Below are 23,369 nucleotides of genomic sequence, written 5' to 3'. Positions count from 1 at the left end.
GTTGTTTAGTTTTTCTAGTTATTCTGGCTTTTCTCGTTCTCTTCGAGAATCTGCCAGGCGCGATAGCCTGTCTCCGTATCCTCTAGCAACACATCCGCTGGCAATTTCTGCATGCGCGCGACCACCAGCACATCTCCGGCGGCGCCCGCGAAGTTGCCGCTGAGCGCCAGTTGAAGATAGCTGGCCCATCCCGGCTGCCAGGCGATAAGCAATACGCCGAGCAGGGTAATAACGACCAGGGGTGCGAGCGCGATCACGCGATATTGCTGGCGTGAGAAAAGCTGACTGCGTGCACCACAGTAAAGGGCCAGCGGCAGTTTCGCGCCAAAATAGGGTCGGCCTCCCCAAAAGAGAATCGCCAGCCCATGGATGGCTTCATGAATAGGCAGGATCACTACATAACCGACAATATTGATGACTACCCATAATATGACGTTCCAGAAGGTCAAACCCTGCCACCATGCCCCATTTTGCCCATGCTGGGCCGCAAATAGAGCATAAACTGCGATATTAAACACGAGAAAACCCAGGCCACTCACCAACAACATACGCAGGCTCAAAAGAGCCAGGGGCCTTAGCTGCTCCTCGCCCAACAGTTCTATCTCATCAATCGCACGGGCCTGTCCCTGGTCGACACCCCGCTGCATCAGCCTGCGACGCTGGGGATGATAACGATTAATGACCTGTAACGCCATTCGCTGCTCCTCTTCTCGCGTCCTGCAACAATATATCTTTCAATACGGCTGAACGCGACTCATATTTCCTGGCAAGCCGCCGCATAGTGACCGAAACTATAGTCCCGGCCACACACAACTGATATACTATAAGCCAAACCTGGTAGGGACACAATGGCAGGCTGAGACGAAAGGCAAGGAAATGCGAAAATGGCAGGCATGGCATTACCTCATTATTGTATTTGCGCTTTTCTGGGTCGGCTTCGCGAGCTTTCTCACCATCTTTAGCGGCTTTCCGTTTCTTGTCATTAGCATAGCCTTGACCGTTACAGGGGCTTTTTCCTGCGTCATTATTGCCCTTGCGTGGATGTATCAGAACGACAAGTGACTATTCTAGAGGTCTTTTTATGTTAGATATTTGTCTCCTTGGAACCTGCGGCATGATGCCACTTCCCAACCGCTGGCTCTCCTGCATGCTTGTGCGTAGCGGGTCTCACCTCACACTCTTTGACTGTGGGGAGGGAACACAGATCCCCTGGAAAACGCTTGGTTGGGGATTTCGCCAGCTTGGGGCAATCTGTTTCTCGCATATGCATGCCGATCATGTCGCGGGACTCCCAGGCGTCCTTTTTATGGTCGCCCATGCCGGACGTACGGAGCCGCTTGATATCTATGGCCCGGCGGGGACCTCGTATGTCGTCGAGGGCCTGCGCCGCATCGCCGCTGAACTCCCTTTCCCCATTCACATCCATGAACTCAAGGGTGGCGAACATTTTCAGCTTCCTGGCAATCTCCAGGCCTCCTGCGCGCCCGCGTTCCATGGCATTCCCTGCCTGGCGTATCGCGTCGAGCTACAACGTCAACCAGCCTTCCAGGTCGAGCAGGCACGCGCCCTCGATATCCCTGTCCAGTTCTGGAAGCGCCTACAAACCGGCGAGACAGTCAGCTACAATGAGCGTACCTTCACTCCACAAGACGTCCTGGGCGCCGCCAGGCGCGGGATCTCTCTGGCCTATATCACCGACACCCGACCCCAGAGCACGCTTAGCGAGCTGGCACACGATGTCGACCTGCTGGTATGCGAGAGTATGTATGATACACTTGACGATCTGCCACTAGCTCGTTCGAACGCGCATATGGTCGCCTCCGAGTCGGCCGGCATCGCCAGGGATGCTGGCGCGCATCAACTGGTGCTCACCCACTTTAGCCCAAAGGTGAATGATACGACGCGAGCCGAAAAATTGGCGCGTAGTGTCTTTCCCAACACCCGCGCCGCCAGAGATGGCATGGTGCTCACTCTCGACTATGCCGATGCCTGAGTTCGCACAGACAGTTTGCCTCTAAGGAGATGGAGCGTCCGGCCCTGGACGCTCCATCTGATCGTTTTTTAGCCTGCCTCTGAAAAGTGGTGCCCGTCAGAATCTGCTGCCTGGCTCTCTTTGCGCTCTGGCAAGGGAATGGGAGCCGGCATTTCCTTCAAGTAGAGATTGAAGAAGTTCACAAGCTTATTGACGTACGCCACTCGGTCCTCAAAGTACGCTCCGCAGTGGTCGGCATCAGGCAGGAGCCAGAGCTCTTTGGGATTGCCCGCGGCCTTGTAGAGGAGAGGGGCATCATTGGGATTAACAATAGAATCCTTCAGGCCATGAATAATCAGCACAGGACGCGGCGCGATACGCCCGATATCGCGCAAGGGTTCGACCTGGTTGAAGTGATATCCCGCACGCCACCAGAGAATCATATCCGTCATCCAATCGAAGAGGAAGAAGGGGAGATGCAGAGTGCGGCGTACGGCATAGTCAATGGGGCTACGATGCGTAGCAAAGGGGCTATCTGCGACTACGGCCTCAATCTCAGGCGCACGCGCAGCGGCCATAAGCGCGACCGCAGCCCCCATAGAATAGCCTACCGCTCCCAGGCGTGTCTCTGGCACGCGCTGCTTCGCATAGGCCACCGCCCCGAGAAAATCGTTGATCTCACGATAGCCCAGCGTCACCGGCTTCCCCACCACCTCCCCGTGTCCATAATACTCGAAGGCCAGGATATTATGTCCCGCCCGCCAGAGATTGACGCAGGTTCCTAATAGATCCGAGCGCCTCCCGCGATAGCCAGGACAGATAAGAATCGTCGTGGTCGCCCCTGGTGAAGGCACAAACCATCCACTCACCTCGTAGTCGCCATACAAAGGCGGGAATGTGACTTCTTCCGCGGGTAAATTGACCTCAAAGGGGCTAAATGTATACTGCTCAATAAAATTTGTTTGCTGCTTTGGCCGAATCAGGGTATCGACAATATAGAGACCAACACCAGCAATGGCTCCTAGTACGCCTATGCCACCACCCACGACACCACCAAGTAACATCTGTTTCCAGGAGGGACGTCCCCAGTTTCGCTTTGCTTTATTCATCATAGGTACACAGGCCAACCTTTCTAGTTGTGATTGGCATTTCTAAAACTTACTAGTAATAACATTTTGTGGATCAACTTTATGCCTGTATTACCATACTTCCCATCTGCCATCAGATCTCTTCGACATTACAACTACAGGGCGCTCTATCTTATATACGCCTGGCGTATAGCTGTTGGGTGAAGATCAAGTGCTGCCAGCGAATGCTTTCACACTTATATATTCCTCCTGGTTATTAATTGTATAGCGAACCTGTATTGGACTTTGCCACTCCACGGCTCTAAAATAGAGAACAAGGAAGCCAATTTATGTTAGTGACTTCGCCACTATTCATAAAGGATATTGATCATTCTCTGCATGGATGTGAAGCAAGCACACATCTTCTATGAGGGGTAGAAAAAAGTTCTTATGTCATCTCATCATCATGAATCCTCTGCTGAAGAGGCAAAAAATCCAGAGGCGGGCAGCGTGGCAGCGTCCCTGGAGTCAGCTCCACCTCCATCTGCCCACTTCAACGCGAGCACACGCACCAACGATATGATTAGCTGGCTGCTACAGATTGGCGTGATCGTTAGCTCTATCATTATCATCATCGGTCTCTTGCTCACACTTCTACAGCCGGGAGCGCTGACAAATCAATCGCTCACAAACTTTCCGCATACCCTGGATCAATTCTTCGCTGGCTTGCTCAGGCTGCAACCCCTGGCAGTAATCATGCTGGGCCTGGTCATTCTCATTGCGACGCCGATACTACGTGTGGCCTTCTCGATTCTGGCCTTCTACCTGGAGCGCGATTATCGCTATGTCATTATCACCTGTATCGTCCTGGCGCTGCTGATTCTGGGAATGCTCCTGGGGAAAGGGGGCGCCTAATGACACTCACCCTGACAACCATCCTGCTTATCTTCTCTGGCTCGATTCTAGCTGGACTCATGGGCTCCCTGCTTGGGCTGGGAGGTGGAATCTTGATTGTCCCCATGCTCTCCCTGGCCTTTGGTCTACCAATCCAATATGCGGTCGGCGCGAGTGTGATCGCGATTATTGCCACCTCCAGCGGATCGGCCGCCGCTTATGTACGCGACCGCCTCTCGAATATCCGCGTTGGTATGTTCCTGGAGACGGCCACGGTCTCAGGCGCGATTGTAGGCGCACTCCTGGCAACCATTGTTGCGCCCCAACTACTCTATATTATCTTTGGCATTGTCCTGCTGATCTCACTACTACCCATCCTTGTCAAACTGGGCGAAGAGCTACCTCAAAATGTGAAGAATGATCGCCTGGCAACTGCGCTCTCGCTCGCCAGCAGCTATCCCGACAAACGCCTGGGAGAAGAAGTCGCCTATGAAGTGACGAATACAGGCTGGGGCTTTCTCGTGATGTGTGTCGCCGGATGCCTCTCGGGCCTGCTCGGCATTGGTAGTGGCGTCTTTAAGGTCCTGGCCATGGATACGATTATGCGCATCCCCATGAAGGTTTCGACCACGACCAGTAACTTTATGATCGGCGTCACTGGCGCCGCTAGCGCGAGTATCTACTTCGCACGCGGCGATGTACATCCACTTATCGCAGCCCCCGTCGCACTCGGCATTCTGGCCGGGTCCTTTGTGGGCGCCCGCATCCTTCCACTCATGAAAAATACCACCCTGCGCAAGATTTTTATCCCGGTGCTCAGTCTCATCGCGCTCCAAATGGTTCTCCATGGCTTCGGCATCTCCTGGTAGACACCAATACAAGTAGAGGTAGGGGAGCATGGGCACGGCAAATGTCTGCACCCCATACCCACCTCTACCTCTCTGCAACTCTTTGTGCTTTGTGGCATTACGGCGTTACTATAAAAGGGAAAGACATTTACTTCGAGGCCACTTTTGTACCACAAGAGGGCCTCAAGGCAAAGGTACTTTTGGATATTGGCCCCGTTTTAATCTTCCTTCAATCTTGAGGTATGTATACTGTATAGGCAGCCATCTGGCCAAATACTTATACAACCAACCCCATTGCTCAATACCTGAAGTTTTGACTGGGTCACAGGGGGTGAGAAAGCATGCTATGAACAAGTTGCAACCACGCTTGCGCAAGCTTTTTAAACGTATAGAGCTACTACCACTGTTGCGCTACACTGCTTCACTAATCGCGGCTCTGCTCAGTGGCCTCTTCCTCTTTACCAATGCAACTCTGGGAACGATGGCCTCTTCCATCATCGATATGGGCCTCGATCCCTTACGCTCACAGCTCATCGCGGCCCTCGTTATGACCGCGTTTGTGGCCTTGATTAGTGCTCTGGTTGGTCGCCGTAAGACCTCCGCTATTCTGGGAGCCGCTATCGTCTTCTACCTGGGATACCTGAAAGGATTCATTCATTTAGAGCTACAACCAGTATATGATCCTGGTGGACATCTCGAGCCACTTCAAGCTAATGCCCTTTTTAATACCTCTCTCATTATGTTTGCCCTGGCCCTGCTCAGTGCCTTCATTGGCTCGGCGGTTGGTATCGCTACGAGCGAGAGCGTAATCGATCCTCCCCTGCATACATTCCAACGGGGGTTCATGCTTCTCTGGCTGCGCTGGGAAGCCCGCCGCCAGCGTAGCGCCTTCAATATAGATGAAACCGCTACACACCCCAGCCTTTTTGCGCACACAAACCTGGGACGCTCGCTCAGCCATTGGGCAGGGGCGATTGCCATTGTGCTGATTCTGTTCTTAGCGCTCCGCTCAGGCGATCTCTTCATCTTCTCGCCCGATGTTGGCTTACATACGGCTCCCCATATTACTGCCTTGAAAAACGGTGATAAAAATGCGGATAAATCAATCGGGGTGAGTTCGATCAAACAAGACTATGTGAAAAGCAAGGCGCTTGGTGCGGCAAAACCCTTCGAGGTCTACCTGCCTCCATCCTATAACACCTTGCAGGGTAAAACACGGCATTACCCGGTCCTCTACCTTCTTCATGGGTCACCTGGCAAAGATGTCGACTGGCTCACTGGTGGCAAGGCAGGCCAGTCCACTGATACCTTGATCACTACTGGCAAAATCCCCGAGCTTATTCTGGTTATGCCCGATGGAAATGGCCGTCCTGGTAGAACCAGTGAATGGGGAAATAGCTATGACCAGAAACAACCGATTGAGAAATATATCGCTACCGACCTGGTCAACTATGTCGATCAGCACTATCGCACCATCCCAGATTCTTCACACCGGGCTATTGGGGGCCTCTCAATGGGAGGCTTTGGTGCGGCCAATATCGCAATTCATCATCCCGATATCTTCGGCACATTCATTTCACTCGGTGGCTACTACTATGCCGAAGGCTCTGTCTGGGGAAACGATCCCACCTACCGCCTCAATAATAGCCCGGCATATACTATCCTGTATACACCACGCGCGAAGAAACTGCATATCTACCTGGGCGCGGCCACCAAAGACCAGCCTTATTACAGCGATACGCTCGGCTTTATGAAACAGCTGGATCAACTCAAAATCCCTTACCACTTCGATCTCCAGAAGGGCTACCACTCCTGGAACATCTGGGCCACTCAGATGTACAACGCCCTGGGATGGCTCAAATGGGATAAGTGGGATTAGCCTTTAAGTACAATAACTGTGGGGAGGAGGGAGGTGTCCTATGGCGGTTGCCATGGGACACCTCCCTCCTCCCCACAGTTATTTGACTGGATTACATATTCTTGTCGAAGGAGCCTAACACTTTACAGAAAAGCGTATGACCTGCCAGGTCCGCCAGGGCTCTTCTTACACGGACATCCTCGCGATGCCCCTCAAAGTCGAGATAGAAGACGTACTCCCAGGGTCGCTGGCGCGATGGGCGAGACTCGAGCTTCAAGAGGTTGATCTGTTGCTCCGCCAACATCCCCAGGCAGTGGTAGAGCGAGCCAGGCTGGTGTGCCGTGGCCATAACGATCATCGTCTTGGCTGGTGCGCCACTACGCGGCGCAGGCTCGCGTCCCAGGGCGATAAATCGCGTGTAGTTATCCTTAATAGTCTGAATATCACTCGCCAGAATATCTAATTCATAGAGTTCGGCTGCACCACTACCTGCGACGGCCGCTACCCCCTGAAGTTGCTCCTCGCGTACCATCTTGGCGCTTCCCGCGGTATCATAGGTGGCGACAATCTCCACACCCAGTTCGCGCAGGAAGGCATCACTCTGGGCCAACGCCTGTGGATGCGAGATAACGCGATGGATATCCTCAATTCGCTGTCCTGGCAGGCAGAGCAAGCAGTGATTGACCGGGTGAGAGATCTCACCGATCACAAACAGGTCATGCTGACGCAAGAGATCGTAGACATCGTTGATGCTTCCAGCCTGCGAGTTCTCCACAGGCACCAGGCCAAAATCGACCTCGCCCGCAGCCACCGCACGAAAGACATCGGCAAACGCCCGATAGGGCACCGGCTCCACCTCAGTTCCCGGAAGATGTCTTTTCCCTCCAGCACCAAAATAGGTGCGCGAGGCCTCATAGCCAAAGGCTCCTCGCTCCCCCTGAAAGGCAACCTTGACCTGCGAACCCGGAGTCTCCGTCTCCTCTTGCTTCTGCTCCTGCCTGCTATCCTTCATCTCGATCTGTTGTGCCATAACAGCACTCTGCCTTTCTACACACAACGGCGACCATGCTCCCACTATAATGGTGCGGTACACCTCTCCCCGGTCAACCTCACCACTCACCAAAAATAAGCAAGCCCCAAACAATGGGGGCTTGTGGCTTTTTGAGACAGGGCAGCGACTAGCCGACCTTGAAGTGCTCTTTATGGTAATACTTCATGCCCGTGCCAAGAACCTTGACTGGCTGTAGCTCAGCAAGCATGATGCGCTCACCACACTGATCGCAAACGCGAGTGGTCAGGTGGTTGACGGTCTCTCTGTTCGCCAGCGAGGCACGAGCGGTTTTTGAAAGTTCACCCTTCTTTGGCATTGTGTATAAACCCCTTTCGCTTGGTGTCTTTTGCCCCTTATGCGGAAACCAGCCCCCATTCGGGGGCGCAGCGCCACTACCGTGGCTAGCGCTCCGCGCTCAGGTTTCCTAACAAGTAGTACTTTTGGGAATCTTCTTCACTATTATAAACACAGCGTGTTCATAATTTCTTCCCAACCAGGATGCAACCGTTACCTATCGTCATTCAGTATACCAAACGACGCAAGCACGAAGTGACAACTTCCTTATATCGCAAAAGGAGGCCTTCAGGCGTAGTTACCATTCCTGGCGTTTCCATAGTATACCATAGCTCTAACCACCACACAATCTCTCTGATTTTGCCATACTCAAGAGATGCTTGTCGAACGCCTTTGCTCCCGCTATAATCACCCTATATATTTTGTGCTTGCGCAAAAAAACCATTATCGCTATCACGACGTGGAGGCAGGTCCCTATGCAACGCAGCGCGCATAGTCCCGACAATGGATATAATTCACAGCAGGTTGAGAGGCTGATTTTCAAACGAGGCATGTTCTTTGGCCTCATCCTGGTTGGACTCGATCTCATGGTAACTATTCTCGCACGTCTCACTAGCTTTCCCGTCCACCTTATGACCAGCCTGATGAATGTCATTTATTTTCCCTGGTCAATGGTGAGCTTTATTACCAATGCCACAATCTATCTTCCCGTTCTCTGCATCGCTGGCTTTATCTACTTCTATGCGGGCTATATGATTGCCCGACACAGTGGAGGCAATATTCGCGCCTCGGCCCTCACAGGTCTGCTGGCTGGACTGGTGCTTGGGATCTGCGACCTGGTTGTGAGCGCGGTCATTCTCTTTGCAGAGACGCTGCCCTCGATTACCCAATCCTACGGCAGTGCCAGCCCAACCTTGCTTGACGCTGTGAAGTTTACCACTATTCGCGATACCTTCCTGTACACCTTCGGCTTTCTGGTACTGGCCCTCCTGCTGGGAGCGGGCCTGGCCGCAATGGGTGGTTTACGGGGCCGACCTAATTCATGAAAAACCCTCGCCCAATTTTATCTCGTGGGTTCAAGATAAACTCATGGCGCCCAATAATAAAGGCCTTGCCGCTGACCTCAGGTACGATGGCATTGAATGGACCCACTTTGGTCCGTCCAACGATACGCCCGCGAAAGGCGCTCTCCGCGCCAAGGATACTCTCTACCGTGATCGCTTCCTCTTCCTGCAATTGTCCTTGAGCATCTAACAGTGCCAGGCGCGCAGAGAGGCCCGTCCCAGTAGGCGAGCGATCAACCTCTGCATCCGCAAAGATGCATACGTTGCGGCTATGATGATTGAGCTTCTCTGGCAGATCCACAAGAATTGTTCCATAGAGGAAACTTAACTCGTCTTCCAATGGATGTTCCACCCGCAACTTGCCGTTAACTGCATGCTTGATTGCTTCGCCTACCTCAACCAGTTCACTCACGCATTGCGGCAGGACGCGCAGGCCCACCTGTTCGACCGAGGCAATGGCATAAAAAGCCCCGCCATAGGCCACATCCACCACCACCTCACCAATCTGGGGAATCACTACGCGGACATCACGCGCATAGACAAAGGAGGGAACGTTCACAAATGAGACATGGTCGACATAGTGCTGCCCATTGAGGTGCGCGGTCGCACGGATCAGACCCGCGGGCGTCTCCAGGGTTACTGGTGTCTGCTGTCCCTTACACTCAATCGCGCCCGTCTCGACCAGGGCAGTCACTAGCGCGATAACGCCATGGCCACACATGGTGCTATATCCCTCGTTATGCAGGAAGAACACGCCCATATCGGCCTCGGAGTCACCGGGAGGAACCAGGACACAACCATACATCTCGTGATGCCCTCGCGGCTCCCAGACCAGCGCCTTCCGCAGGCAGTCAAAGTGGCGCGCGAAATTACGCCTGCGCTCCAACAACGTTCTACCTGGCAACTCAGGCAAGCCACCAGTAATGATGCGCAGCGGTTCGCCCGCGGCATGCGCCTCTATGGCACTAATCACGCTCGCGCCAGAACCAACCAGGCGAGCATCCAAGTCTAGTTTCACGTCGCGCTCCTTCCTTTGCTGCGCTCAAAGCGCGCTTTCTTAAAAATATTTCTTGTTCTAGTATAAACCACTTGCTATAAACATTCTTACATTGTGATACTTCTCATACAAAAAGAGCATGGGCGAGCGCGAAACCGTATGTTTCGCGCTCGCCCATGCTCTTTTTTAAGAACTACATCATTAGTGGGATTGGGGGGAGAGACGGCGCCAGGACTGTACGTATAGTGGGCAGAGGCCATAAAATTTCTGGCTCGCGACCTCACAGCGCACCTCGTGCTCCAACTCATCTAGCTCTTCTAAGGCAATGGTCTGGGTGCAGATGAGTAGGGGCTTGATACAGTGTATGATCTGTTCTAGATACTGGCAGAAGAGCAAATATCCCTTGCTCCCGTAAGAACACGGGATATAGAACTTTTCTTCCTGTACCGGTTTGCAGTTAAACGCCTGTAAGCAGCGTTGGGTCCAGGACATAATGCCCAATTGATGCGAGGTCTCAGGAGTAAAGGCGCGATCATCTCGCTCTAGCGCCTGCTGCAACAGGTGCATCAACTGGTTCAAGGCATTGCAGTCGCTGATGGGCAACTCGATCTCACAGACAGTAATCAGCCCACCATAGCGACAGAGGCGCTCAGCCTCGCGCAGTAGAGCGGCATACTGATGAGGCGCGCTATCAGGTGCCAGGAAGCGCAGGTGTATCAGGTCGTAGCTGGCGTTCTCACACTCACTCACACCCATGCTATGTGCATCACATTGATACAGGCGCACATCTGTATAGCAAGCATTCAGCATTCGCGCCGCACTAATGGCGGACGCATCTCGATCAACGCCTACCAGGTGCATGTGGGGGTATGCCTGGCGCATGGACTTCAGCCAGGTGCCCGCACCACAACCAATATCCACGACGTGCAATGCGTCACCCGGAAAAAAAGAGGCTGGCAACGGTCCTCCACCCCATGCATCTTGAATCAATAGTTCGCGTTCTAGTAAGCGCTGTACATCTTCGGCGGTATACAGTGAAGCGTGAAGGAGATCGGCCGCATACGCGGGTAGGGGGGCATACTTCGGCTCAGAAGAGAGCTGTAAAGACATCGTAGACACATCCCTTTCCACACAAACAACACAAACAATAGGTGACCAACCAGTAAGAGAGATGTATTTCACAAGTATTACTTTGCCTAAAGCAAACGTATATATGCATTATAATCATTCTGTATAATTAATATACTTTTCCATGTTTAAATAACTATTTACACCTTCTCTAGCTTGTTCACTGGCAAACCTGAGCGTTGGCTCGTGTTCTTTCTAAGTTGCGATGCTATAGATGCTATATGAGTATATTGGTGGATGTGCGTCCTGGCTGCCAGGACACACATCCACCAATAGGAGGCAATTACTATAATGGTAACAGCAACGTAGAGAATAAAAAACAGGGCTATTGTGACAGCTCTTGAGAGAGGAATGCTATGCCGCGTCCAATATCTATCTGCCTGCCTCTATGCACACTCTGCCTCAGCCTCTTGCTGCTACCATTTACCGCCTGTGGGAGTAGCACCAACACTGGAGCCACTGGTATCCAGGCCACCAGCGGCAAGCCGATTCATGACGCACAGACGGCAACACAATACCTGTTCGTGCTACGCCTGCTCCGCTACAACATGCATACCATCGGGAAAGACAAGGTGATCTATACTCAAGGGCGCCTGACACAAGTCGGGGATATGAAGATGAGCTACGATGATGAAGGGCGTATCACGAAACTTGGCAAGCTGGCTGTAACGTATGACGAGGGCAAAATTACAAGCGTTGGCTCAACCAAGATTGAGTTTGATAAAGACATCCCTCAGCGCGTGGCGCGCATTGGCGATGAGAAGGTCACTTATAATAGCCAGAACCTGGCAAACAATGTTGGTGCGTCCAAGATCAGCTACGACCAGAAGCTACGTGCGACAAAGATAGGCGACGTGCCCATCACCTACACGGATAGCAAGTAATTCCATCTCAGCACCTGCGGTGCTTTAATGGGATAAGAGTGTGTGGTGATGACCTGGCTCTGCCAGGTCATCACCACACACTCTTATCCTGCGAGCTACGTAGTGGCGAGAAGTGCTGAGTAGCTAACTACATACCAACTTTAAGAGCGAAAAGGACCAGCAACACAAACACAAGCGCGGGAATGCTAACTGCGAAACCCAGGAGAAGGCGATACGCGAGCCGCTCCGCGCGGGAGCGGCTCCAGGCGGTCATAAACACGCCAACCGCCAGGAAGACGAAGAAATCAGCGATCAGAGGGAAGAGCGTCATCCCAAGCGCGTTGCCATAGATCTGCTCCGCCTGAGCACGATCCGTTGCCAACAGGCTGGGCGCGTAGAAAAAGCCCTGCCAGATCCCCAACACAGGCAGCCACAAGCCCGCACCAACAACAAAACACATAAACGTGTTGAAGATAGTATGAACCCTGGGTGTATTCCCCAGGCGCTTCAATGGCCCGGTCGAAAGGACATATCCGGACATAGAACACCTACTTCTAGAAGATGATCTCTCATAATGCCAGAATAAAATTGACACACAATGATATAAACGTTTGAGGACGCAATAAGTCAAAGATATCGCTCTTTTTTCTCATCTGCTTCAGTGAAACAAACTTCTCTCTCTCCTGGAACGTATACTTCGTGTAAGTATTTTAATCTTCTAGAGACAAGGCAGAATTTATCAGGAGTAGATCAATGTCGGTGCCAGTACGTCGCTATCGTCGCTTTCGCGCATTCCTTCTGGCCTGTGCGCTTGTCATTATTGGTATTCCCATCGCTTCGCTCGTCACCGCCATTTTTCCACCTTTTCTAACGGCCTGTTTGATGACGCTTTATCTTGGCCTGGGAACTCTAGTAATCGGAGCCGCGCCCCGGCGCGCGACCATCTTCTATGTCTTTCTCTTTTTCGCGAACTGGATAGCGGGCATTGGCTTCGCTGTGGCGCTGAGCAAACTTCCCGGCGCGGAGATCGTGTATTGCCTATGGATCTTCATTCCTCTGGGCATGACCATCCTGCTAGGGACAAACGGCAAGAGCATCCTGGCCTCCCTGCGGCGGCTCCCCCTCTTTCAAGCCAATAGGCCCCAAACACGTGTCTATTATCAGCCCAGGAGGCAGCGAAGCACTCCCAATCCTTCCCCGCGTTCCTATGAACAGGGCTACCAGGCGGCTCAACCGCGGCAGGCAACCTATGAAGAGGGCGGACTGACCTATCCCGTTTCCTCTCCCTCACACTCTGATCAGCAAGAACAGCCCCAGGCCCACTACCCCACGATGTGAGAAAGAAAAAAGCAGGAGCGACAGGCACTCTATGCCTGTCGCTCCTGGCTTATGCTTTCCTTATTAGCGCTGCGGAGGATACTGCTGGGGGTTCTGATACTCCTGCGCGTAGGGACTATTCTGCGCCGGGTACTGTGGCGGCTGGCCATATGCCTGGTTTGGCTGCTGCTGCCCATAGGGGGCTGGCTGGCCGTAAGGAGCCTGTTGTCCATAGGGGGCTGGCTGGCCATACTGCTGGGGTGGCACCTGCTGACCATACTGGGGCTGGCCATACTGCTGGGGTGGCACCTGCTGACCATACTGGGGCTGGCCCTGCACTCCCGAGGCTTTGCGCGCACTAAAGGTGCTCCTACCAAAGCTAGAACCACCAGTATCACGTATACCTAATACCAGAAGAAGTATACCGAACGCCAGGCAGACCAGGCCGGCGATAACTGTCTTTGAGGCATCGCTATCAGCAAATGGACTCACGACCAGACAGAGAAGGCCCAGCAGGGTCATAATACTACCAGAGACGATACGACCAACCTTGCGGCCCATAAAACGATAAATAAGCCAGGTAATTAAGCGCATTTCACCTTTCCTTTTCCATGCTTTGCAGCCACTTCACATGCCTTCCCCCACATACCAGGCAACGCTTTGCATACAATTTCACATAGAAATATATGAATACAGAATTCCACTTTTGTAGTGAGTGATAGCATTTTCTGGTACTGTCACACGAAGAAGTTTTTGGCTTCGGCTGCTATGCTAGCTTGTATTTATTACAACTGCCTGGCGGCAAAAGAGTAACAACGTGCGTGATATCCAGCAAGAAAGCGACGTTATCTGCCCTCTTCAAAAACATCCCAGGTATCACTTAGGGTAAGAGCGTCTCTATAGACACTCGCCAACATAGGCTCCTGTTCCCAGGCACGAAAAAACTCGCGGATCTCTGGCTGGATAAAAAGATGCTCAAGAACAGCAGTCATAACTACATCGGTTATCTGCTCGTCGCCTCGGCAACACAAACGTGCCAGCAGATCTCGTAGCACGACAATAGTTGTGCTCTGCTCCTCTCGCTTGTTCCAGGCACGCTGGAACCAGGCACGCAGCGTATCGCACGCAGAGAAGCGTCCATCGGCATAAAGCGTCTCACTATTCTCGACGACACAGCGCTCCAGGTAACATGAGCCAAACGCGACGATCTCAGAGATATCTGGCGCTTCCAGGCGTCCAGGGTGCTCAAAGAGGCAGTCCCAGAGATAGCCCTGCGCGTCACGGCAATCTGAGGCCATCCAGGCATGTACCTGCTCAAGCGGGGCCTTGGTTCCGCTATCGTACCAGCGCTCCATCGCGCTCACGAGGTCAGCGCACCCTATGCCTATGTTCTGATCCATGCATCAATTTCCATCCATTCATCGATTCTAAAAAATAGCTCCTTATCCCCGGCTCAACCCCATTCCACATTCAGTATAGCGTTCTGAGATACCTGAACAATCATCTTCGCTCTACGCTAAACCTGTACATCACCACGCCAGGCTTGCTCCACATAGGCCAGGTTCTGCGCTAACATGCGTGTGCCGTTAAAATTTCCTACTTGAACACAAAATTGATGTAACAAAAACCACCAATGCGCGTCTATACTATATAAGGGGATTTTCTCCCTCCGCGATCTACCTCTTTTCCTTATTTACCAGGTAGCCAGCCCACGCCAATACAAGGATATCAACGATGGCCTTAGAAACGCTCTACTGCGCTCATTGCGGAGCAGGCAATTCTCTGCAAGACGCCACCTGCTTCGCCTGCCAACGCCAATTAACGCCACCTGAGAGCGAGGAGAAGACGCCTTTTCTCGTTGGAGAGCGCTATCTCATTCTGGCGCAGGTCGGCCTGGGTGGCTTTGGCGCGGTCTATAAAGTGTTTGATACCCAGGAGCAGAATACTGTCCGTGCGCTAAAGCAGATCAACCTGCGCAACCTTACTCCCCAGCAGGCCATCGAGGCAACGGACGCCTTTAATCGCGAGGTGAGCCTCCTCTCACAATTGACGCACACTCACCTACCACGCGTCTATGATCACTTTACCGATCCCGAGCACTGGTACCTGGTCATGGATTTTATCGATGGCCAGACGCTTGAAAGCTATCTTGAGAGCCAGGAGACACCTGGGCATTCAGTTCAGCCAGCACCTCTCCTGGCGTTTGAAGAGATCTTCTCAATCGCGCTACAACTCTGCGATGTGCTGAGCTACCTGCACACGCGCCAACCTCCAGTTATCTTTCGCGATCTTAAACCCTCCAACATTATGCGCAGCCCGTCGGGCCAACTCTATTTAATCGACTTTGGCATCGCCCGCCATTTCAAACCAGGCCAGACCAGAGATACCATCCCTTTTGGCTCCCCTGGCTATGCCGCACCCGAGCAATATGGCAAGGCTCAGACAACACCCGCCTCGGATATCTATAGTCTCGGCGCGCTCCTGCATCACCTGCTCTCAGGTGAGGACCCTGCGGAGAATCCCTTTAAGTTCTCCCCCTCATACGCTTATAGACAGGCAGGCGTTACTGAACTAGCGACTCTCGTTGACCGTATGGTGCGCCTCAATATCGCTGAGCGCCCCTCCACCATCGCCGAGGTTTACCACGAAATCCTGCGCATCGCGCGCAGCCAGGGCATTAGTACCGCGTCTCTTATCCTTGGCAGCAACCAGCAAACTCGCCCTCATACGCCAACGCAACCGCTGGGTATGCCTGGTGGGGCACGTAGAGCACCAGGAACAGGTCAAGTTCAGGTGCAGATTCAAACGCCCAACGTAAAGTCACCGCAGCCGGGGCGTCGCTTCTCGCGGCGCGCCGTTGTCGCCGGAGGTCTGACCTTGAGCGTTGTCACAATCGCTGGCGGTGCGACTATTGGCGGTATTCAAAATCTTATCTCATCCCTTAAAGCACAAGAAACTGCGATTCCAGAAAACGTTCTCAACAATCCCGCGATTATCTATTCCAGCACCATAGCTCCTGATGGACACACATGCGTAAGTATTGCTTCAGACATCTTTCTCATCTGGAACATGCATACAAAACACACCATCTGGGCTGGGAAAGCAGATATCATACCTCAGGTCCGTCCTGCCTGGTCGCCTGATAGCCAGCGTTTTGCTACCGCTGTTGGTGATGGCAGTATCACGGTCTGGGATTGGCAGCAGCAGCAACAAACGCAAATTGTAGAGCCAAATGCGTATAGCTCCGCGAACGAAGTAGTCACTCACCTGGCATGGTCCCCCAATGGCAAATACCTGGCAATGGCACAGAAAGATGGAGAAAGCCAGGTAACACATTTTCAATTACTTTATCCCCCAACCAAGCAAGTGATAGCCAACTATATAACACCCCACGAGGCCATACTCGGACTTGATTGGTCACCTGATAGTAAAAGGTTGGCAACCAACAATACGCACAATATGCTGCAAGACTGGGAAATAGAAGTCGCCCACCAGCCCACCTATACATATACGCTTCCTCAGGCCCAGAGTAATCCTCCCGACCACAACGATGCTGTCGTACGCTGGTCACCCGATGGAAAATGGATCGCAGCCGCGCCCTATGCAGGACCGCTGAGTCTCTGGTCACCCACAACTAAACAGACATTTACCTTCAATCCTATTGCTAGCGAACCGAGATCTATTTTCTCTGACCTGGCCTGGTCACCCGATGGGCGCGCTCTAGCTGCAGTTGACCAGCAAAACATTATTTACTTTTGGGATACAATGACAAGAAAATTGCTGGGTTCCGTACCCGGGCCAGAACCGGGCTATGGTGGAGCAACACTCTACTGGAGCGATAACCAAAACATTCTTGTCATCGACAGACACAGAAATATCATCACGATTGCCAGACCTACGCCGTGACCCATCTCGGCTTAAGGCCATACCAGCATGGCCCCTACGGCTCTGTGGGGGCCATTGACTTGTCATATACTAAGCGAGGAAGCTCATGCCGTGGGCTTCGAAGGCATGCTTATCGCCAACTGGCTCCAGGTCGCCATGTTCATTATGCGCATACTGAGCGCGGATCTCGCCGCGAGCGATGGCCATCAGGCCGGATGCCAGGCGGTCGATATCATCCTTGCTATTCGCCAGGCCCAGGCTGGCACGCACCATCCCTGGCAATTCGACAGGGAGACCTGTGAGTAAGCGTTCACGCGCCTCTGAGGCATCCTCCTCGGAGATACCCAGCAGGTGCGCCACGTAGAGATGCGCGCAAAAACAGCCACTCCTCACGCCGACGCCCCACTCGTTCGCCAGCACCGCGGCGACTTTCCCATAGCTTTGTCCCTCCATGGTGAAGCAGAAGACGCCCAGGCGATCCTCTTCACCTGCCAGCACCGATTCCCACGCAGGGCCGCGCAGGGTAAGGCCTGGCACACCCTGCAAACGCTGGATGGCATAGCGTGTCAGTTCACGCTCATGTTCCGCCACGCGCTCCATGCCAAAGCGCATCAGTTCTTCCAGAGCGGCAGCCATCGCCACTACGCCAAGCACATTTGGCGAGCCTGCTTCCTCTAGATCGGGACCCGTGGCCCACTTAATGCCCGAACTTGTCACCAGGCAGGCAGTACCGCCACCCACGAGCATGGGGTCGCCATCGGCGAAGAGGGTAGCGGGAACTACCAGCGCGCCCGCGCCGTAGGGAGAGTAGAGCTTATGCCCGGAGAAGGCCACGATATCGATACTATCAGCAGTTCCGTATGCTCCCATCGAAATGCGTCGATGTGGAGTCAACTGGGCGGCGTCGACGGCGATCTTCGCGCCATGCGCGTGGGCCAGGCGTGCCACCTGGTGGACATCATTGACTAGGCCCGTTACATTCGAGGCGGCACTGATGGTAATCAGCTTGACCTTCCCCTCATGCTGGTACAGGCGCTGCTCCAGGTCCGCCATGTCGATACGGCCATCCTCGGTAAGCTGCACTATCTCATGCTTCTTGCGAAACCAGGGCAGGAGATTGGAGTGGTGCTCCATCTTCGTCGTCAAAATAAGCTCATCATCTTCCAGCAAGGTCCGGTGAGCCAGGAGATTCAAGGCTTCGGTTGTGTTGCGTACAAATACCACCACGTGCGTCTTTGGCGTCGTGCCAACGAAGCGCATCACGGCATCGCGTGCATGCTCGTAGAGGTGGGTCGAGAGGCGCGACTTATAGCCCGCCCCCCGGTGTACGCTTGAATACCACGGGAGGAAGTCATCGACGGCCTGGCGTACCTTGACCAGTGGTGGTGTGCTCGCCGCACTATCCAGGTTTACATAGCGTACCTGCCCACCAGTAATCAGGGAGACCTCGGTTTTTATGCCCACCACGCGCGGGCGCGCATAGGCTGACGTTCTTGTTCCCTTTACGGATCGATCGGATCGATGCTCTGCGGTCGTTGTCATTAGCTCCATATTCCTTCCCAGAAAATACAGCTTCTTTTAAACCAGGCATTCTCTACCTTGCCTAAAAGTATACCCAGAGTATCGCGCAAATATCAAGTTTCCCCACAAAATTTGTGATCTAATGTCGAGCTGATACACTTGATAATATAAGTCAAGTATTACTAAAGAGAAAGCCGCGCTGTGCCCCAGGAGGCATAGCGCGGCTTTCTCTTTAGTAATACTGTTTATTCTTTCACTGCGAGGTAACCAAGGCCCAGAGCCAGGCCATCCTCTAGCAGGGCGACAATCGGGTCGGGCAAAAAGGTGTTTTTGGTGAGCCACGAGCGTACATTATAGCCCGCGAAGGTGCCAACGCCGGCACCTGCAGCCCCCAGAGCCGCACCTAGCCAGAGCGATTTACCATAGCGGCGACTGAGCAACAGACCGGTCAGCGCGCCAATGCCCAGGCGACCAATCAGGGGGGCTGGCTCGGTACGTGAGGGGGTCATGGGGAGCTTATCGCCTACTATTTCGCCGGTGGCGAGAAAGCTGGTGACCACGCGGGTCGCGGGCGAGGCCAGTAGCTCCTCCAGGCCATTCTTCGGCTCAGGATCGCGATCCCTGGTCCAGTCAAGCAGTGTAAAGGGTGTCATTGAGCGCAGGCCCGCGACAAGGCCCAATCCCAACACACGTGCGTAGATAGCCCGCGCCTCCTCATCATCACGTATACTCTCAAACTCGGCGGCGATAACCTCTGGTAGCGTCTCTTTTTTCTCGATAGACATAGAACTAGGCCTTTCTCTCCCATCAGATATTGCAAACGATGTATATTACACGTAGCAAGTCGCAATAATAGCACGTTTGAACGGCCCTCGTTGGTTCCAGCAGGGTGCTCTCAGCACCTGCACATCCCGCACCCGGTCAGATCTGCTCTTCGATGGCTCCGAGGAAGTGGAGTGCCTCGCGTTGTGCCTCTGAAAGGCCAATGACGCCGTAAATGTTTGTGCCTTCGTAGGTCCGTGTGCTGCGTAGAGTGCGCGTGCAGGCACCACTCGCCACGTCCCAGAGCTTGATTGTGCCATCATCGCTGCAACTAGCTAACTGCGCCCCATCGGGACGAAAGGTTACCGACCAGATCCAGCCTTCATGTCCGCGCCACACCGCCAGGCAGCGCCCCGTCTGCACCTCCCAGAGGCGAATAGTCTGGTCATGGCTGCCCGTGGCGAGCAGCGTGCCATCAGGGTGAAAGGCCAGCGTGCGTACCCAGCCAGTATGGCCATCCATGATATGCAGACAGGCTCCGCTCGCTACGTCCCATACCCGCAGCGTTAGATCGTCACTACAGCTGGCCAGGTAGCGCCCATCTGGACTAAACTCTATAGCCCAGATACGATGGGTATGACCGGTAAATTCGCGCACCACCTCGCCCGTCTCGCTGTTCCATAAGCGAATTACGGGATCGTCAGTGCCACAGGCAAGCTGCCTGGTGACTGGATGAAAGGCGACCTTCCAGATATACCCAGTGATGCCCTCTATGCGTCTGAGCAACTGGCCAGTAGCGACTTCCCAGACGCATACCGTCAAATCATGGCTGCCACTGGCAAGCAAGGAGCCATCGGCGCTGAAGACTACTGAGCGGACCAGGTGTGTGTGTCCACGTAAGATACGAAGACAGTGCCCCGTGCGCGCGTCCCAGAGACGAACTGTCTCATCCTCGCTTCCGCTGGCAATAGTAAAGCCATCCTGACTATAGGCAACGGTGCGAACGCGATTCTGATGCCCGCGTAGCGCACGCAGACTACGCCCGGTCTCTACCTCCCAGAGGCGAAGAGTGCGGTCCTCGCTTCCACTCAATAGCAGGCGCCCATCTGGACTATAGGCCAGCGCCTTCAACAGGTCGGTATAACCGCGTAAGGTACGCAAACAGAGCATACTCCGCCGGTCCCACCAACGGATTGTGTCATCCTCGCTGGTACTGATGAGTTGTGTGGTATTGGGAACAAACACTACGGACCAAATGCGACTCCCGTGAGCATGTACCTGGTGGATGCGTTGATGGCTTGTCATATCCCAGAGATTCAGCATCTGATCGTCGCCCGCGCTCGCCAACAAGGTACTATCGGCACTAAAATGCATGGTACGAACGCGGCTCCCCTGGCCCTGCAATACCGCAACTTGCTCGTAATCCTCCGTTCGCCAGAGCCGAATCGTGTGGTCTTCGCTTCCAGCCGCCAGTAAGCGTCCGTCGGGGCTGAAGGCCACGACGCGCACTGCCTGGCTCGGCCCAGCCAGGGTCGCGATATGCGCACTTTGCTCATAATCCCACAAACGTACTGTCGTCTCATCTCCAGTTGAGGCCAGCAATGGCAGGCTGGGATGGAAGACCAGGGAGCGCACCCTCTGGCTATGCCCATCCAGTACGCTCGCTACATGCCCGGAAAAGGCATCCCATAGATAAATGAGCCGATCTTCACCCGCGCTGGCTACATAGCGTCCATCTGGGCTAAAGGCAACGGTGCGCACCTGGTCGCGATGCCCATGTAAGATATGCTGACAGGCTCCACTCTCGACCTCCCAGAGACGCACCGTATGGTCCTCGCTCCCACTCGCCAGGTAGCGACCGTCCGGGCTAAAGGCCAGCGAGCGTATCTCCTCGCTATGCCCACTACAGGTCAGAACAGGTGTGGCGTCATCAGTCCTCCAGACACGTATGGTCCCGACAGTGGTGCCTGCCGCCAGCAAGCGTCCATCCTGGCTGATCGCCAGGCACAGTATCCAGGCAAAGGAATCGTTGAGTGCACAGTTCAAGAGCGTGGCGTGCGCCAGGTTCACAAAGGCAAAGTCGTTGCCTTGCAGATAAGCCTGGCGAATGGTGAGTGAGGAGCAATCCAGCCCCTGCAGGTTCGCATTTAATGTCACAAGTAGGTTCACAATGTTCCCAGCTCCATAGCCACTCTCCAGACCCTCCCCCTCACGCAGGCGATCAAGTAAGGTGCGCAAATGACGCTCACAATGCGTATGCCCTAATGCTGCTAGCAACTTCTTGAGCAATGGCTGGACAATCAGTCGCACCTGGCTCTCGCGGACATAGTCGCTGGCCTGCGCCTTCAGTACCGCGTAGCCGCTACATCCCGCCAGTTCGCCCGCACGCAGGCCCACAAACAGCAGCTCTACCAGGCGTTCGATCATAAACTCCATAATCACGGGCTGCAAGGTAAAACGGTGCTCGACGCTTATCTCCACCATCGAACGCCGCCGCAGGGAATTGAGCGCGTCCAGAAGCGCCCCTTTCGCAACTGGGATGACCAGGTCGTCACTCAAGGTCTGGAGACTTACGGGTTCGCGCTCAATCGCCAACCATTGGAGCAGGTCCTGCTCCAGACTGGAGAGGCGATGAAATTGCTGCTCCAGAAGCACCGAAATATCTCCAAAGACGGCCTCGCCCTCACGGAGAAATTCGCCAATAGAGCCATCAAAGAGTTCACGAATGGAGGCCGAGACGAGCTTGAGCGCCAGGGGATTGCCTGCGTACAACCGTAGAAGTGCCTCCCATTCGGCATCTGAGCCAGTCAGTTCCTTCTCCTGCAATAGCTGCTGGCTCTCGGCCACTCCCAGCGCTGGCAACACAAGTGAGCGCACGCGAGCGCTCCCCCCCTCCAGGCGTGTAATCTCCTTCGGCTTCTCGCGACTAGTTAGCAACAAACAGCTCTGATGAGGATGAGTACCGAGGTGGGTCAGGAGTTGGCCATACGCCTCATAGCCCACGCGATAGCGCCCGGCCTGCTCGCCTCCCTGAAGGATCGACTCCATGTTATCGAGAATCAAGAGGCAGCGCTTCTCGGCACAGCACTGCAACAGGCGAGCAAGGGAGGCTTCAAATGACAGGGTCTCCGTGGGGGTCAGCGCCTCCAGGTGTTGCAGGCAGGCGCGTATATAGGTTTCAGGGGTAGGCGCATTCTGGAGAGAGAACCAGTGGACAGATGAGAAGGCACTTTTGAGCTGCTCAGCTATAACGCGCGCGAAGGTAGTTTTTCCCGCGCCGCCCATCCCCAGAAACGCTACGATTCGGCAGCCCTCCTCAAGTATCCAACCTCTGAGGAGCTCTTGTTCCACATCCCGGCCAAAGAACTCCTCAACATAGGGAGCCTCGCTCCACTCTTCATGACAAGGTATAATCTCCAGGCGCGGCTCGGTATGCATCGCAGGTGCTGGCCCCGCTGGTTGTAGAGTGGCTGCCTGCAACTGCGGCAATGCTTCTCCCGTCTCAGGTACCGGAATATCCTCAAACAGGCCCAGAGTTAGCGCGTCTTTCTGAAAAAAATGGGTCAGCCGCTGGACATAATACGGACTGGGAAAAGCCTCTCCTCGCTCCCAACGCCCTACAGTTTTTGTATCACATTGGAGCGCAGTCGCGACCTCGCTCTGGGATAATCCGCGTAGCTTGCGCTCACGCCTCAGATTTTCGTACCAGTGTACTCGCTTTTCCATGCAAATCCCTTTGATACAAATGGTCCTGGCATTCTAAAAAAAAGCGAACGACGTCCCCTAGATGTCCCCTACCTGTCCCATATATGGGGTTCTCCCACCAACGTGCTTAGAGTATCTTCAAA

The 23,369-nt window shown here is 54.0% G+C and carries 21 protein-coding genes; 9 read left to right on the top strand and 12 right to left on the bottom strand.

Translation table 11 applies throughout. From position 1 onward, the window contains the following. Window positions 1-14 precede the first annotated feature (14 nt). Complete coding sequence (locus JMJ16_RS28170) at window positions 15-695, bottom strand: DUF3267 domain-containing protein (protein WP_201371270.1); 681 nt, start codon at window positions 693-695, stop codon at window positions 15-17. Window positions 696-876: 181 nt separating this feature from the next. On the opposite strand from JMJ16_RS28170, the gene JMJ16_RS28165 reads away from it, so the two are divergent. Further along, window positions 877-1,062: a hypothetical protein gene (locus JMJ16_RS28165; RefSeq protein WP_007906563.1), complete on the top strand. Its 186-nt coding sequence runs from the start codon at window positions 877-879 to the stop codon at window positions 1,060-1,062. A 19-nt stretch (window positions 1,063-1,081) separates the two neighbouring features. Further along, window positions 1,082-1,993 carry a ribonuclease Z gene (locus JMJ16_RS28160; RefSeq protein ID WP_201387008.1) on the top strand — a complete coding sequence of 304 codons (912 nt, stop codon included), beginning with the start codon at window positions 1,082-1,084 and terminating at the stop codon, window positions 1,991-1,993. Between the two features lie 68 nt (window positions 1,994-2,061). On the opposite strand, the gene JMJ16_RS28155 is transcribed toward JMJ16_RS28160, so the two are convergent. Next, window positions 2,062-3,084: an alpha/beta hydrolase gene (locus JMJ16_RS28155; protein WP_201387006.1), complete on the bottom strand. Its 1,023-nt coding sequence runs from the start codon at window positions 3,082-3,084 to the stop codon at window positions 2,062-2,064. 405 nt (window positions 3,085-3,489) lie between these two features. On the opposite strand from JMJ16_RS28155, the gene JMJ16_RS28150 reads away from it, so the two are divergent. From JMJ16_RS28150 to JMJ16_RS28140, 3 genes are all read left to right on the top strand, one after another. Then, window positions 3,490-3,954 (top strand): DUF1634 domain-containing protein, encoded by a 465-nt coding sequence (locus tag JMJ16_RS28150; protein WP_201387004.1) that lies wholly within the window; start codon window positions 3,490-3,492, stop codon window positions 3,952-3,954. Then, on the top strand, window positions 3,954-4,802 hold the full coding sequence (locus tag JMJ16_RS28145) for a sulfite exporter TauE/SafE family protein (RefSeq protein ID WP_201387002.1): 849 nt from the start codon (window positions 3,954-3,956) through the stop codon (window positions 4,800-4,802). Before JMJ16_RS28150 ends, JMJ16_RS28145 begins: the two co-directional genes overlap by 1 nt. 325 nt (window positions 4,803-5,127) lie before the next feature. Then, window positions 5,128-6,660, top strand: coding sequence for an esterase family protein (locus JMJ16_RS28140; RefSeq protein WP_201387000.1), 1,533 nt, complete (start codon window positions 5,128-5,130; stop codon window positions 6,658-6,660). 91 nt (window positions 6,661-6,751) lie between these two features. Here JMJ16_RS28140 and pheA read toward each other — a convergent pair whose 3' ends face one another. Then, window positions 6,752-7,669: a prephenate dehydratase gene (pheA, locus tag JMJ16_RS28135; RefSeq protein WP_201386998.1), complete on the bottom strand. Its 918-nt coding sequence runs from the start codon at window positions 7,667-7,669 to the stop codon at window positions 6,752-6,754. 148 nt (window positions 7,670-7,817) lie between these two features. After that, window positions 7,818-8,006, bottom strand: coding sequence for a hypothetical protein (locus JMJ16_RS28130; protein ID WP_007906583.1), 189 nt, complete (start codon window positions 8,004-8,006; stop codon window positions 7,818-7,820). Between the two features lie 454 nt (window positions 8,007-8,460). Here JMJ16_RS28130 and JMJ16_RS28125 point away from each other — a divergent pair, with 454 nt between their 5' ends. Further along, window positions 8,461-9,030, top strand: coding sequence for a hypothetical protein (locus JMJ16_RS28125; RefSeq protein WP_201386996.1), 570 nt, complete (start codon window positions 8,461-8,463; stop codon window positions 9,028-9,030). On the opposite strand, the gene JMJ16_RS28120 is transcribed toward JMJ16_RS28125, so the two are convergent. Continuing rightward, on the bottom strand, window positions 9,020-10,066 hold the full coding sequence (locus tag JMJ16_RS28120) for a proline racemase family protein (RefSeq protein WP_201386994.1): 1,047 nt from the start codon (window positions 10,064-10,066) through the stop codon (window positions 9,020-9,022). The genes JMJ16_RS28125 and JMJ16_RS28120 overlap by 11 nt on opposite strands. Before the next feature lie 180 nt (window positions 10,067-10,246). Continuing rightward, window positions 10,247-11,155, bottom strand: a complete 909-nt coding sequence (locus JMJ16_RS28115) for a class I SAM-dependent methyltransferase (RefSeq protein WP_201386992.1) — start codon at window positions 11,153-11,155, stop codon at window positions 10,247-10,249. A gap of 374 nt (window positions 11,156-11,529) precedes the next feature. On the opposite strand from JMJ16_RS28115, the gene JMJ16_RS28110 reads away from it, so the two are divergent. Next, a complete protein-coding gene (locus tag JMJ16_RS28110) occupies window positions 11,530-12,057 on the top strand; it encodes a hypothetical protein (protein ID WP_201386990.1) in 528 nt (175 codons plus the stop codon). A 127-nt stretch (window positions 12,058-12,184) separates the two neighbouring features. Here the strand turns inward: JMJ16_RS28110 and JMJ16_RS28105 are convergent, their stop codons facing one another. Further along, window positions 12,185-12,577, bottom strand: coding sequence for a hypothetical protein (locus JMJ16_RS28105; protein WP_201386988.1), 393 nt, complete (start codon window positions 12,575-12,577; stop codon window positions 12,185-12,187). 212 nt (window positions 12,578-12,789) lie between these two features. On the opposite strand from JMJ16_RS28105, the gene JMJ16_RS28100 reads away from it, so the two are divergent. Continuing rightward, window positions 12,790-13,374, top strand: coding sequence for a hypothetical protein (locus tag JMJ16_RS28100; RefSeq protein WP_201386986.1), 585 nt, complete (start codon window positions 12,790-12,792; stop codon window positions 13,372-13,374). Window positions 13,375-13,437: 63 nt separating this feature from the next. Here JMJ16_RS28100 and JMJ16_RS28095 read toward each other — a convergent pair whose 3' ends face one another. Beyond that, entirely contained in the window at window positions 13,438-13,947 is a 510-nt protein-coding gene (locus JMJ16_RS28095) for a hypothetical protein (RefSeq protein WP_201386984.1), read from the bottom strand. Window positions 13,948-14,198: 251 nt separating this feature from the next. Beyond that, complete coding sequence (locus tag JMJ16_RS28090) at window positions 14,199-14,753, bottom strand: hypothetical protein (protein WP_201386982.1); 555 nt, start codon at window positions 14,751-14,753, stop codon at window positions 14,199-14,201. 334 nt (window positions 14,754-15,087) lie between these two features. On the opposite strand from JMJ16_RS28090, the gene JMJ16_RS28085 reads away from it, so the two are divergent. Next, window positions 15,088-17,259, top strand: a complete 2,172-nt coding sequence (locus JMJ16_RS28085) for a serine/threonine-protein kinase (RefSeq protein ID WP_201386980.1) — start codon at window positions 15,088-15,090, stop codon at window positions 17,257-17,259. Window positions 17,260-17,328: 69 nt separating this feature from the next. Here JMJ16_RS28085 and JMJ16_RS28080 read toward each other — a convergent pair whose 3' ends face one another. The 3 genes from JMJ16_RS28080 to JMJ16_RS28070 all read right to left on the bottom strand — a co-directional run bounded on the left by JMJ16_RS28080 (window position 17,329) and on the right by JMJ16_RS28070 (window position 23,247). Then, window positions 17,329-18,780, bottom strand: a complete 1,452-nt coding sequence (locus JMJ16_RS28080; RefSeq protein WP_201386978.1) for an aminotransferase class V-fold PLP-dependent enzyme — start codon at window positions 18,778-18,780, stop codon at window positions 17,329-17,331. Between the two features lie 224 nt (window positions 18,781-19,004). After that, on the bottom strand, window positions 19,005-19,544 hold the full coding sequence (locus JMJ16_RS28075) for a DUF4126 family protein (protein WP_201386976.1): 540 nt from the start codon (window positions 19,542-19,544) through the stop codon (window positions 19,005-19,007). A gap of 136 nt (window positions 19,545-19,680) precedes the next feature. Next, window positions 19,681-23,247 carry an NB-ARC domain-containing protein gene (locus tag JMJ16_RS28070; protein ID WP_201386974.1) on the bottom strand — a complete coding sequence of 1,189 codons (3,567 nt, stop codon included), beginning with the start codon at window positions 23,245-23,247 and terminating at the stop codon, window positions 19,681-19,683. Window positions 23,248-23,369: the final 122 nt, after the last annotated feature.

The organism is Ktedonobacter sp. SOSP1-52, assembly GCF_016587395.1.
Note: the sequence above shows the minus strand (reverse complement) of the source record. Positions and strands in the feature narration are given on the sequence as shown.